General features: G+C 35.2%; 10 protein-coding genes and 6 pseudogenes. 5 read left to right on the top strand and 11 right to left on the bottom strand.

Going from position 1 to position 12,808, the window contains the following annotated elements:
• Nucleotides 1-222 precede the first annotated feature (222 nt).
• The 5 genes and pseudogenes from QW060_RS19540 to QW060_RS19520 form a co-directional block, all read right to left on the bottom strand.
• Nucleotides 223-425, bottom strand: a pseudogene (locus QW060_RS19540) (CcoQ/FixQ family Cbb3-type cytochrome c oxidase assembly chaperone).
• Between the two features lie 6 nt (nucleotides 426-431).
• Nucleotides 432-1,191, bottom strand: a pseudogene (gene ccoO / locus QW060_RS19535) (cytochrome-c oxidase, cbb3-type subunit II).
• 230 nt (nucleotides 1,192-1,421) lie between these two features.
• Nucleotides 1,422-2,536, bottom strand: a pseudogene (locus QW060_RS19530) (cbb3-type cytochrome c oxidase subunit I).
• A gap of 86 nt (nucleotides 2,537-2,622) precedes the next feature.
• The gene (ccoS, locus tag QW060_RS19525) at nucleotides 2,623-2,805 is read right to left on the bottom strand and encodes a cbb3-type cytochrome oxidase assembly protein CcoS (protein ID WP_290363823.1); all 183 of its coding nucleotides are present in this window, start codon (nucleotides 2,803-2,805) and stop codon (nucleotides 2,623-2,625) included.
• A gap of 87 nt (nucleotides 2,806-2,892) precedes the next feature.
• Nucleotides 2,893-5,263: pseudogene (locus QW060_RS19520) on the bottom strand (heavy metal translocating P-type ATPase).
• Nucleotides 5,264-5,338: 75 nt separating this feature from the next.
• On the opposite strand from QW060_RS19520, the gene QW060_RS28105 reads away from it, so the two are divergent.
• Complete coding sequence (locus QW060_RS28105; protein ID WP_317623208.1) at nucleotides 5,339-5,716, top strand: Crp/Fnr family transcriptional regulator; 378 nt, start codon at nucleotides 5,339-5,341, stop codon at nucleotides 5,714-5,716.
• On the top strand, nucleotides 5,692-6,057 hold the full coding sequence (locus tag QW060_RS28100) for a Crp/Fnr family transcriptional regulator (RefSeq protein WP_317623207.1): 366 nt from the start codon (nucleotides 5,692-5,694) through the stop codon (nucleotides 6,055-6,057). The genes QW060_RS28105 and QW060_RS28100 overlap by 25 nt, the downstream gene beginning before the upstream one ends.
• On the opposite strand, the gene QW060_RS19510 is transcribed toward QW060_RS28100, so the two are convergent.
• Genes QW060_RS19510 through QW060_RS19500 form a run of 3 tightly spaced genes read right to left on the bottom strand, consistent with a single transcriptional unit; the run spans nucleotide 6,054 to nucleotide 7,418 of the window.
• Nucleotides 6,054-6,779 carry a TIGR01777 family oxidoreductase gene (locus QW060_RS19510; RefSeq protein ID WP_290364963.1) on the bottom strand — a complete coding sequence of 242 codons (726 nt, stop codon included), beginning with the start codon at nucleotides 6,777-6,779 and terminating at the stop codon, nucleotides 6,054-6,056. The two genes, QW060_RS28100 and QW060_RS19510, sit on opposite strands and share 4 nt — an antisense overlap.
• Nucleotides 6,767-6,964: an NAD-dependent epimerase/dehydratase family protein gene (locus QW060_RS19505; protein ID WP_290364962.1), complete on the bottom strand. Its 198-nt coding sequence runs from the start codon at nucleotides 6,962-6,964 to the stop codon at nucleotides 6,767-6,769. Before QW060_RS19505 ends, QW060_RS19510 begins: the two co-directional genes overlap by 13 nt.
• A gap of 1 nt (nucleotide 6,965) precedes the next feature.
• Nucleotides 6,966-7,418 (bottom strand): DUF4442 domain-containing protein, encoded by a 453-nt coding sequence (locus tag QW060_RS19500; RefSeq protein ID WP_290363827.1) that lies wholly within the window; start codon nucleotides 7,416-7,418, stop codon nucleotides 6,966-6,968.
• Nucleotides 7,419-7,583: 165 nt separating this feature from the next.
• Here QW060_RS19500 and QW060_RS19495 point away from each other — a divergent pair.
• Together QW060_RS19495 and QW060_RS19490 are read left to right on the top strand one after the other, a co-directional pair.
• Nucleotides 7,584-7,911 (top strand): annotated as a pseudogene (locus QW060_RS19495) (PadR family transcriptional regulator).
• 3 nt (nucleotides 7,912-7,914) lie between these two features.
• Entirely contained in the window at nucleotides 7,915-9,465 is a 1,551-nt protein-coding gene (locus QW060_RS19490) for a PspC domain-containing protein (protein WP_290363829.1), read from the top strand.
• 270 nt (nucleotides 9,466-9,735) lie between these two features.
• Here QW060_RS19490 and QW060_RS19485 read toward each other — a convergent pair whose 3' ends face one another.
• Complete coding sequence (locus QW060_RS19485; protein WP_290363830.1) at nucleotides 9,736-9,894, bottom strand: hypothetical protein; 159 nt, start codon at nucleotides 9,892-9,894, stop codon at nucleotides 9,736-9,738.
• 146 nt (nucleotides 9,895-10,040) lie between these two features.
• Between QW060_RS19485 and fumC the strand changes: the two are divergent.
• Nucleotides 10,041-11,440, top strand: a pseudogene (fumC, locus tag QW060_RS19480) (class II fumarate hydratase).
• A 270-nt stretch (nucleotides 11,441-11,710) separates the two neighbouring features.
• On the opposite strand, the gene QW060_RS19475 reads toward fumC, so the two are convergent.
• Nucleotides 11,711-12,364 (bottom strand): lysozyme family protein, encoded by a 654-nt coding sequence (locus tag QW060_RS19475; protein WP_290363832.1) that lies wholly within the window; start codon nucleotides 12,362-12,364, stop codon nucleotides 11,711-11,713.
• A 213-nt stretch (nucleotides 12,365-12,577) separates the two neighbouring features.
• Nucleotides 12,578-12,748 carry a DUF3127 domain-containing protein gene (locus QW060_RS19470; protein WP_290364964.1) on the bottom strand — a complete coding sequence of 57 codons (171 nt, stop codon included), beginning with the start codon at nucleotides 12,746-12,748 and terminating at the stop codon, nucleotides 12,578-12,580.
• Between the last annotated feature and the right edge of the window lie 60 nt (nucleotides 12,749-12,808).

Here is a 12,808-nt window from a genome sequence, read left to right as displayed (position 1 = left end):
CTCTTCTCTCTCTTCAGGAGACATCAATCTGTCAACAATCTGGGTTGCTGCATTGCCTACAATCTCAAAGCGATGATGACAAACAAAAACAGCATCAGCAAAATGCTAAAGAAGGATATTCAATAAACGCCGGTTTATCTCCGGAATCAACAAAAAATTCTATCGCTCCATAAAACAATCCAAACAGCAATGGAACTCTTACATATACAGGAAAATATTTTTTCATAACGTATGATCTGTTTTTTCAGTGGATAGAGTACCTTCCTCAAAAGGAAGGTTACTCAATTCTTTTATAGCTTCTTTTTTATAAGTAAAAACCCAAATGTATAAGCCTAAAAAAAAGATGAAGAAAATCAGTAATGAGATGATCGGATAAATTTCGATGCCATAATGGTTTCCATATTGTGTTTAATAAACTTCAACATAATCGATTATTTTTGAACGGTTTCTTTTACTTTAATATCAGTCCCGAGACGTTGAAGATAAGCAATCAATGCTGTGATTTCTCTGTCGCTCATCGGTACAAACTCCTCTCCTCTTACAGCAGCATTTTTCTTACTTTCTTCATAAGATTTTACAAAATCAGGATCGTTTTTAAGGTTTTCTTCAATCTGTTTTGCCTGTGCTTCCATATTTTTCTTAGCGTCTGCAATCTCTTCGTCAGTATATGGAACTCCCAGTTTTGCCATCACACGCATCTTATCTTCTATATGGGAGATGTCTAAACGTTTGTTCTCGAACAGCCATTTATAACCGGCATAATAGATCCCGGAGAAGTACTCTGAGGGTCGTACATATGGTTAAAATGCCAATTGTCAGAATATTTACCTCCTACCCTCATTAAATCAGGACCTGTTCTTTTGGATCCCATAAAAACGGGTGGTCATATACATATTCACCTGATTTGGAGTACTCACCATATCGTTCTACTTCTGAGCGGAACGGACGTATCATTTGAGAGTGACACCCTACACAGCCTTCGCGTATATACAAATCTCTTCCTTCAAGCTCTAATGGTGTATAAGGTTTTACACTTGTGATGGTTGGAATGTTTGATTTAACTACAATTGTAGGTACAATCTGCACGATACCTCCTATTAAAATTGCTACTGTAGCCAATACTGTTAGCTGAATAGGTTTGCGCTCAAGCCATGAGTGGAATTTTTCACCACGTACCCGGTTTGAAGCCATTTTTATTAAAGCCGGTGCTTCTGCCAGTTCGTCTTCTACTTTCTGTCCCGCTTTTACTGTTTTATAGATGTTGTACACCATAATTAAAACACCTGTTACATATAAGGCTCCACCAATAGCACGCATATAATACATCGGCATGATTGCAGTTACAGTTTCCAGAAAGTTACCATATTTCAGAGTTCCATCCGGATTAAAGTCTTTCCACATTAAATGCTGGTTGAATCCGGCTACATATAAAGGAATGGTATAAAGAATAATCCCAGAGTACCGATCCAGAAGTGGAAATTTGCCAGGCCTTTAGAATAAAGCTGTGTTTTGGTCATTTTTGGCAGTAACCAGTAAATGATTGCAAAGGTCATAAATCCATTCCATGCCAACGCTCCAACGTGTACGTGTGCTACAATCCAATCCGTATAGTGCGCAATAGCATTTACATTTTTTAAGGAAAGCATAGGTCCTTCAAACGTGGCCATACCATAACCTGTAATCGCTACTACAAAAAATTTCAAAATAGGTTCAGTACGTACTTTATCCCATGCTCCACGCAAGGTCAGTAATCCGTTGATCATACCTCCCAAGACGGAGCGATAAGCATTATTGAAAAGACAACTCCTAAATTTTGTGCCCATTCCGGTAATGCAGAATACAGCAGATGGTGAGGTCCTGCCCATATATACAGGAAAATCAAAGACCAAAAGTGAACAATCGAAAGTCGGTATGAATATACAGGACGGTTCGCTATTTTAGGCAAGTAGTAATACATCAACCCAAGGAAAGGTGTTGTCAAAAAGAAAGCTACCGCATTATGTCCGTACCACCATTGTACTAAAGCATCCTGTACACCTGCATATACTGAATAGGATTTAAAAGCACTTACCGGTAATTCAAGACTGTTAAAAATATGCAATACGGCAACTGTTACAAAAGTGGCAAGATAAAACCATATGGCTACATACAAATGGCGTTCCCGTCTGCGAAGAATGGTCATAATCATATTAATCCCGAAAACAACCCATACAATGGCAATCAGAATATCAATAGGCCACTCCAGTTCAGCATATTCTTTTGATGAAGTATAGCCTAACGGTAATGTCAATACCGCTGAAATAATGACCAGCTGCCAGCCCCAAAAGTTGATACTGCTCAAGACATTGCTATACATTCTTGTTTTTAAAAGTCGTTGCAGGGAATAATATACACCTCCAAAAATAGCGTTCCCTACAAAGGCAAAAATTACGGCGTTGGTGTGCAAAGGTCTCAGACGTCCGAAACTCAGCCACGGAATATTATCCGTTATATTCGGAAAAATAAACATCAGAGCCAATAGCAAGCCAACCAACATACCTATAACTCCATACAAGAGAGAAGCGTAGAGGAATTTTTTACTATTTTGTTATCGTAGTAAAATTGTTGCATTTCCATAGTTACTTAATTTGAATTGTTGTTTTTATTTGTTTTTGATTGTTTTTTAACCTCATCTTCAAAGAGCATTCTTATTGATGGGGTATAGCCATCATCAAATTGTCCGTTTTTTACTGATTTCACAAAAAGAATCAGGAAAATAATGGCGACAAAAATGCTGATACTGATTAATACATACATGACACTCATACCTTAAAACTTTTATCAAAAGTACCACTACCGCACCCTCTAAAAAATGATAATTATCAGCTTTGGCTAAATACTTTTTAGATTTTATTAACTTTTTTTCTTTCCGAAATAATTACTCATTATCGTTACAAAACTGATGATGGAAGCGGTACTCAACGGCATGATTACTGCCGCAACCAAAGGAGATAAATGATTGGTCAAAGCAAATGAAATACCTACGACATTATACGCAATAGCAAGACAATAGCTCATGCGTATTGTTTTCATTGCATTCTTCGCATACTGTAAAAAAACGGGGATGTTTTTGAATTGTGTGGCATCGAGAATAGCATCGCTCGCAGGGGTAAATACATTGACATTTTCAGAAATAGAAATACCGATATTACTTTGTGCGAGTGCTCCGGCATCATTAAGTCCGTCTCCTACCATCAATACGTTTTTACCCTGTTGCTGCAGATTGGCTATATACAACAGTTTTTCTTCGGGCTTCTGGTTAAACACCAAATGGGTGGATGGAGGCAGAATTCTCACTAAATGTCTTTTTTCTCCCTCATTATCTCCAGACAACACATGCAGATCATAATGACGGGCTTCCAATATCCTGAACAAATCTGCCACACCTTCTCTATAGTGATTATTAAATACGAAACAACCTTTGTAAACATTATCAATCTGAATAAATACCCGTGTCTTCTGATCAGATTGTTTTTTATGAACATTTATAAAACTTTGAGAACCGATTTTGTATACTTTTCCATCTATAATTCCGATCATACCATTTCCTGTCATTTCTTCAAATGAATCAGGTTTAACAATCAGATTTTGTGGTAAAAAATTATAGAGTCTTCTACTCAACGGATGATTAGATCCTCTGACAATACTTCTTATGTGTGCCGTCTCTTCTGAAGAAAGTGTTACTCCTTCATAAAATATCTGCTCAGAAGTATGAGAAGTCAGAGTACCTGTTTTATCAAAAACAATAGTATTGGCTTTTGAAAGCTGCTCAATTACCACGGTATTTTTGAGGTATAGTTTTTTACGTCCCATTATACGTATTACATTTCCCCATGTATAAGGTGCTGTAAGTGCCAGAGCACACGGACAGGCGATAATGAGTACAGCCGTAAAAACATTAAAAGCGGTGTTGAGATTTATAAAACTCCAGAAAATAAAACCTGCGATGGAAATGCTGAGCAATACTGGAGTAAAAATACGGCTGGCTCTGTCCGTAATCGTTTTATATTTCTGATCGGTTTTTTTCTGAAACACTTCATTGCTCCATAACTGTGTCAGATAACTTTGAGAAACCGTACTTATGGATTGAATACGAATTACATTCCCCACTTGTTTTCCGCCTGCGAAAATCTTATCTCCTGATTTTTTTTCAACGGGATGGCTTCACCCGTCACAAAACTATAATCAATAAAAGCAGTTTCAGATAAAAGAACACTGTCAACCGGTATTAGTTCCTGATTTCTTATCAACAGCTCATCTCCTTTTTCTACTTCATATACCTGAACCGGTACTTCTTTACGATCAATAATTTTTGTAACGGCTATTGGAAAATAAGATTTATAATCCCGTTCAAAAGACAGGAAATTAAAAGTAGTCTGCTGGATTAATTTACCGGAGAGCATAAAAAACACCAATGCACACATACTATCTAAAAAGCCTTGCCCGTCCTGAAAGAAAATATCTACCACACTTCTTACAAACATTACAATAATTCCTAAGGCCATTGGAATATCTATATTGTATGTTCTCGTTTTAATACTGTTCCAGGCAGATTTATAATATGGAGTGGCTGAGTATAAAAAAACCGGCAGAGACAAACCTAAAATCAGGTATCTGAAGAAGTTTTTATATTCCTGCATCCAATAATCATCAACGTTGAAATACTCCGGAAAAGACAGCAACATGATATTTCCAAAACCGAAAAAAGCAACACCTATTTTATAGATAAGGCTCCGATCAACCATTTTAGGCTTTTCATTATAATTTTCAAGGCTGATATAGGGTTCGTATCCTATCCGGGTTAACAATAAAACGATTTCTTTTAAAGAAACGGTTTCAGGCAGAAAAGAAATGCTTACCTTTTTTTGTGAGAAATTAACCTGAGATGTCAGTACGCCTTTATTAAGCTTATTCAGATTCTCTAAAATCCAGATACACGAACTGCAATGAATCTGTGGAATATACAGACGGACAATATGAAGATTGTCTTCTTCAAAGTCTAACAACCTTGTAACAATATCTGTATTGTTTAAAAAATCGAACTTACCGGAAACCTGAGAAGGTGTTGCTCGGGCATTTTCTCGAAATCGTAATAGGCCTGCAAATCGTTTTCTGAGAAAATCTCATATACCGTTTTGCATCCATTACAACAAAAATCCTTATCATCAAAAAAAATACGTTCTTTCTCAATGATTTCATTTCCGCAATGAAAACAATTTAACATACTTCTTATTTATTTGCTTTACCTGCTACAAATTTCCGTGTAAAGAATTCCTTAAAAAATGATAATTATCATATTATGCGTATCTTTGCAGTAGAATTAAAATTGTTAGGTATGAGTGCAAAATGTGAACAATGTATTGTAAGAGAATTAAGTTCGCTTAAGGCTTTGAATAAAGACGAAATTATTCACCTATCTAATTGTAAAGATTCTTATGAAGTAAAAAAAGGAGAGACAATTTTCAGTGAAGGAGATACGATGAACGGTGTTTACTGTATTAAAGAAGGAACCTGTAAAATCGTAAAGATGAATTCTAAAGGAAAAAGCACTATTTTAAAATTCATAAAAAAAGGAGAATTACTCGGACAGCGCTCTGTATTGAGTGAAGAAGTTTCAAATCTGAGTGCCGTTGCTGTTGAAGATATGAAAGTATGCTTTATACCAAAAAGGAATTGATGACATTTTTCAATGAAAATAATAAGTTTTCCTTAGAGGTAACGAAAGACATCTGTCACCAGCTAAAAGAAGCAAACGAGTTTTCTTCCAATCATACCCACAGAACAGTCAAAGAGCGTCTCGCATTTACCCTTTTACATCTGTATGAGTTAGCCGGAGCTGATACAGACGGGTTTTTAAATATTCAGTTGAGCAGAGAGGAGATTGCAAGTACAGTAGGTACGGCAACAGAAAGTTGCATCCGACTTCTGGCAGAGTTAAAAAAGGCAGATCTTATTGAACTGACAGGAAAGCGCATCAAAATAGTGCATCATAATGAGCTTAGAAAATTGGCCAATTAATCTTCTTTATAGATATCCGCTAATGCTTTTTTAAGTACAGGAAATTTAAATTCAAATCCTTTATTCACTATTTTTTCGCTGGATACCTGCTGACTGTCCGTCACAAGCTGGTGCTTTTCTCCTAAAACAATTTTAAGAAATAGTTCCGGAACTCTCGGTAACCAGTTCACTTTATGAAGCTGTTTTGCTATGGTATTTAAAAACTCTTTTTGCCGTAACGGATGCGGAGCTACACAATTATAGATTCCTGACAACTGCTGTTCGATTCCGTAGATAAGCATACCGATCACATCTTCATAGTGAATCCATGAATACCACTGTTTACCCGAACCGAGGCAACTGCCCAGATTCAGTCGTATTAATTTTGTAAACTGGGGCAAGGCGCCTTCATCCGCAGACAATATAAGACCAAATCTGAAAATGGTAGACTGAATACCTAATTCTGAAAATTTGAGATTATGTGCTTCCCATAATTTACATACCTGACCTAAAAATTCAGGATTGGCCTGTTGTTGCTTCTCGGTATAGCAAACCTCATAATCAGATGGATAAAATCCAATTGCAGAAGCACTTATGACCTGAACTACAGTATGATCAATTACCGAAAGGGAACGAAACAACAAATGAGAAGCCTGAACCCTGCTCTCCATGATTTCTTTCTTATTCTTTGCATTCCACCTTGAGTTGATTGATTTTCCGGCCAGATTCACTATAATATCCACCCTTCAAAACAGTTGTTGTCAATCTCCTGTTTTGCCACATTCCATAAAAAACCTTTGTAGTTAGAATGATTTTCTATTTTCTTTTCAGAAGTAGTTAAATAATGAATCTGATGGCCTTTTTCTAAAAGTTTTTTTGTCAAAGCTGATCCTACAAAACCTGTTGCACCTGTTATCAATATTTTCATGTTATTTCGCTTTTACAGTCCATTCAAAATTCATTACAGAAACCTGATCTCCATGTTCATCAATACCTGTTGATTTCAACCAGAATTGTTGACTTTCGCCTGTATGGATGGTTTTTTCTATGGCTTCTTTTACCTTGTGGGCTTCCTCACATGTAAAAGTGATTGTACCTACCGCTTTTTTCGTATAAGTACCATTATTGTTTGCTACAAGCATGGAAACTTTTTTGCCGCTCCTCTGGATTTCTCTCATCACTAATGCGCCGGTAGATAATTCTGCTGCCATTGCCTGCACTGCAAAATACATAGACTTAAAAGGATTTTGATTAAACCATTTAAATCTTACTGTGACTTGACAACTTTTTTCGTCTATTGTTTTTACACGTACACCGGACCAATAGGCCGATGGCAATTTGAAAAATAGAAATCTGTTGATATTTTGGCTGTTAAACTCCATGTATTGCTTGTTTTATAGTAAATCTACCACTTTTTATTCAAGAATCAAAAAGATAAAAAATGTTAATTTATTGTTAATTATTACTACTTTGCAATGCATAGTACAATCTTTTATCCATATCTTTGTCATGTAAATAAGAGAGATTATTAACACAACACACGTTCTATGAATATCGAAAACACAAAAGCACAAATGCGAAAAGGCATTTTAGAATTTTGTATTCTTTCTTTATTAAGAGACAAAGATTATTATACATCTGAAATTCTCGAAATGTTGAAAGAAGCAAAATTATTAGTGGTAGAGGGTACAGTTTATCCTTTATTGACCGCTTAAAAAACGATGATTTTTTGAGCTATCGTTGGGAAGAATCAACTTCCGGACCACCGAGAAAATATTATAAATTAACAGAAAAGGGCGAAGATTTTTTAGATGAGCTCGCCAAAACTGGAGCGAATTAGCATTAGCAGTGGAACAAATCACTCAAAAAAATTAAACCATGAACAAAACAGTAACTATAAATATCTCAGGACTTGTCTTCCATATTGATGAAGACGCTTTCAATAAATTGAGTCTCTATCTTGATGCGATTAAAAACTCGCTGAATACAGAAGGTAAAGAAGAAATTCTAAGCGATATCGAAAGCCGGATTGCAGAAATATTCAATGAGCGTATTAATGGCTCTGCAGGCGTTGTAGGTTTAAATGATGTTGATTATGTAGAACGCTTGATGGGGAAACCTGAAGATTACCGTTTAGACGATGAGAATTCAGAAAACAATACACAGGCAGAAAAAAAGGAATCTTATACCCATACGAATTATTCTGGCAACCGTTCCAAAAAATTATACCGCGATGGTAATAAAAGAGTATTAGGGGGTGTTTTATCAGGATTAGGGCATTATTTTAATGTTGATCCGGTTTGGTTCAGAATTATTTTCATTTTATTGCTTTTTCTGTATGGATTGAGTTTTCTGATCTACCCTATTTTATGGATCATCATTCCAAAAGCGAAAACGACATCAGAAATTCTTGAAATGTATGGAGAACCGGTAACAGTAGAGAATATTGAAAAAAAAAATAAAGAAAACTACAATGAATCAGGAGAACGAATCAACGCTTATGACGCCTACAGAAACAGATCGGGTAATTCTGCAGAAATCGTAAAAAAGATTATCGGAATGTTTCTTATCATCTTTTCCATACTCAGTATTATGGGAACGCTGATAGTACCTTTTGCTTTTCAATCCAGTAACTTTACAGAAGCAAGACATATCACACAGATTCTTCAGGCAGACCTAAACGTTCCTATATGGTGGTTTTCAGTATCTTTATTCCTGATGTGTGCAATTCCGTTTATCATATTGCTTTTTGTAGGATTAAAAATTTACTATAAAAACATCAAATACGTTGGTATCGTTTCTATTATTCTTGCTTTTTTCTGGGCAGCAGCAATCTTCTTTTTCTCCTATCTGATGATTCAGGTTGACTATAAACAGGATGCTTTTAGAAAACTCATCCGAGAACAGGAAGAACATCATGTAGTAAAAAAATCACTGGATCATATCAAAAATGATACATTGTCTTTAGAGTTTATAAGAGATCCAAGAATTTTTAATACAAATGATTCAGTTGTATATCATGAAAATGACAATGTGGAAATGGTGATTCGCTCTACCAATCAAAAAGAAGGGTATCTTGAAATAGACAGTGAATATTCCCACAATTTTAGATCAGATATCAATATCACTAAAAATGGAGTACGTATTTCTACGAATAAAAACGATCGTTCAAACTGGGTAGATTATTATTCTGAAATAAAAGGAAATGAAATATTGCTGGCAAATGCAGTTTTGACGACAAATAAAGACTATGCACTTGATAACCAAATAAAAATTTCACTATATTTACCTGATAATTATAAAATTAAGCTGAATAGTGAAGTAGGTCGTTATTTAGACGAAGATTACTTTGAAAACGAAAAAATTTACGACGGCACACATTATTATGTATATACTAATGGGAAACTAAAATGTACAACCTGTAATTAACTAAAAAAAACTAATACGCATGGCAATTCTTATTTCCTTAATGAAATTTATAATTGATTACATTATAAATCTGATAATGAGTTTATTCTAATGTATTAAATGTTTACTTTATTTTTAAAAGGGGTCTTTTTCTTAATAGAAACAGATCCTTTTTTATATAGAATAAACTTTTTTTCTGCTTCACTGGGTTCAAAAGTATACCGTTACCAAAATGTACAAAAAAAAGGAAACCAATTATTGATTCCCTTTTATGATAAACAAAACGATTGCTTATGATTCTTTTTTAGCCTTTTTCTCCTTGACTAGCTCTTTCACCGCACCAGTTACCCAGTAGAAAACAAAATTAATCAAGAAAATCATTAACCAAAATCCCATTGTCATAATGGTTAATCCTATTAAAAAAGCTATGTACTGTTGAAACTCAAACATGTTTTCCGAATTTTTTTGTATACGTTTCAAAGGTATGACATTACTCACAATATTACAACAATAAGTTAAAAAATAACTAAAAAATTCGTTGCAGTTTCTCTTTAAAAGCTATAACTTTATTTAAACTTATTTTAAATAATATAATAATGGAATTCAGAATTGAAAAAGATACAATGGGGGAAGTAAAAGTTCCCGCAGATAAATATTGGGGAGCTCAGACAGAACGTTCAAGAAACAACTTCAAAATCGGTCCGGCAGCATCAATGCCTGTAGAGATTATTGACGGATTTGCTTATCTGAAAAAAGCAGCCGCATATGCCAATCATGAATTGGGTGTTTTATCGATTGAAAAAAGAGATGCCATCGCACAGGTATGTGATGAGATTCTGGCAGGCAAACTGGCAGATCAGTTTCCTTTGGTTATTTGGCAGACAGGTTCAGGAACACAATCGAATATGAACCTCAATGAAGTTATCGCCAACCGGGCGCATGTATTGGCAGGATTCGAAATCGGTCAGGGTGAGCCGGTATTAAAAGCAAATGATGATGTAAACAAATCACAGTCATCGAATGATACTTACCCAACCGGAATGCATATAGCCGCTTATAAAGCTGTTGTTGAAAAAACGATTTCCGGCGTTGAACAACTCAAAAGCACTTTGGAGAGAAAAGCTAAGGAATTTAAAAATGTAGTCAAGATCGGTCGTACTCATCTAATGGACGCAACGCCTCTCACACTCGGACAAGAACTTTCAGGTTATGTAGCGCAGCTTAAACACGGATTAAAAGCACTGAACAATACGCTTGACCATCTTTCTGAACTGGCGCTGGGCGGTACAGCTGTAGGAACAGGGTTGAATACACCAGAACATTATGATGTAACCGTAGCAAAATATATTGCCCAATTTACCGGGCATCCTTTTGTAACAGCCGAAAACAAATTTGAGGCATTAGCAGCTCATGATGCTATTGTAGAAACACATGGCGCACTTAAACAACTTGCTGTTTCTCTGAACAAAATTGCCAATGATATACGCATGCTTGCTTCCGGACCACGTTCCGGTATCGGAGAAATTCTGATCCCTGAAAATGAACCGGGATCCTCTATTATGCCCGAAAAGTAAATCCTACTCAATGTGAAGCTCTTACCATGGTAGCGGCACAGGTAATGGGGAACGATGTAGCCATCACTATCGGTGGTACTCAGGGGCATTATGAACTGAATGTATTTAAACCGCTGATGGCCGCTAATTTTCTTCAATCAGCTATTTTACTCGGTGATGCCTGTGTATCATTTGATGAGCATTGTGCTCAGGGAATTGAACCAAATTACCAACGTATTGAAGAATTAGTTTCTAATTCGTTAATGCTGGTTACAGCCCTAAATACAAAGATTGGTTATTATAAGGCAGCTGAAATCGCACAAACAGCACACAAAAATGGAACAACCTTAAAAGAAGAAGCCGTTCGTTTGGGATATGTGACTGCTGAAGATTTTGATGCATGGGTGAAACCAGAAGACATGGTTGGAAAGATAAATTTATAATAAGGAACTTTTCAGCAGATTTTTCCATTTTGCATTTGACACCAAATACGTAGTAAAGCATCTTTTGTTATTTCAAAAAGAATATAATAAAATTTATGTGTCAAAAAGATGTGACTTTTTTTAAAAAGGCTGTCTAAATAATGTGAAGTTCAAATTCCTACAACGGATGACTTTATTTTATTGCAGGTACTGCAGAATACGTAAAAAAAAATTCCTATGAAAAAGAAAAGTCGACCTTCGGGTCGACTTTTTCTTTTTACCTTTTCGTTACTAAATCACTTTTGGATTTTTTTCCGGGGTAACGAATGACATATCATAACCAGCGAATTTTTTCAGATACGTTTTAATATTAGTACCAAATCCATCGCTAAAACTTTCTGAACCTTTGGTCTTCAAAAATTTTTGAACAGCTCCTGCCCCACCTAAGTGTGCTGCAGCTAATAAACCAGATTCTGTAATTAAAACACCTCCAATAACCTTTCCTTCGTACTTTTTAATCTCTTTTCGTAAAATCCATTTGTTTTTTTGTAGTAATAGAACAAACGCTTTTTCTTGTAGCTCCGGATTGGCTAAAAACTCTTTAGTGTTTTTAATTCCCATAATTTTTAAGGTTTCTTTTCCGAATTGAAATTTGCCTAAATATCCGTAATCGTTAATCGCTTTATAATTTCCGGCAGATTCACGAACGGCTAAAGCCTCTTTAAATCCAATAAAAGATTTACCTGTCATTGGTAAAACAACTTCATCAAGAACCATTTCTGTCTGTTGTTCATGTTCATCAGCCGTAGCCACATGATACGCTAAATTTTCAGAAACTTTGTAATGCTCATTGAACATTAATTCTGTTTCGTACGACTTAAAAGCAGAAGCAGTAATTAAAACAAGTACTGTTAAACCAATAAGATAAGAACATTTTTTAATCATTAAATTTGTTTTCTCAGCCCCTGTCACAAACTGATATTAGCGACGCAAATTTACGACTATTATTTTTAATAAAATATTAAAATTCAACATTTTAGCTTTTTTAACGGTTTTTAAAACGTGTTTCAAAGCGTATAAAGATGGCGTTAAGTCCTTAAAAAACAGTAGATATCCCGACGATTTATTTACTTTTTGGAAACATAAAGTTTAACATTCTCATAGTATGCTTCCAATGAAATTTTCCTGCATTCCGGTACGCCAGATTTCAATATTATTGATCCATTTGTTTTTATATTGAAGACAGCGACAATTGAGCTGTAAAGTAGAAATATCGCTTACTTCACAATCCGTCAATTGTATTTTGGTCTTAAAAAAAATAAAGTAAATTCTTTGAAAATAAATAAGAGGTTTTATAAAAACTTCTTTTTTATCTTATTAAAACCTTCT

Source organism: Paenimyroides ceti (assembly GCF_030409925.1).
Note: the sequence above shows the minus strand (reverse complement) of the source record. Positions and strands in the feature narration are given on the sequence as shown.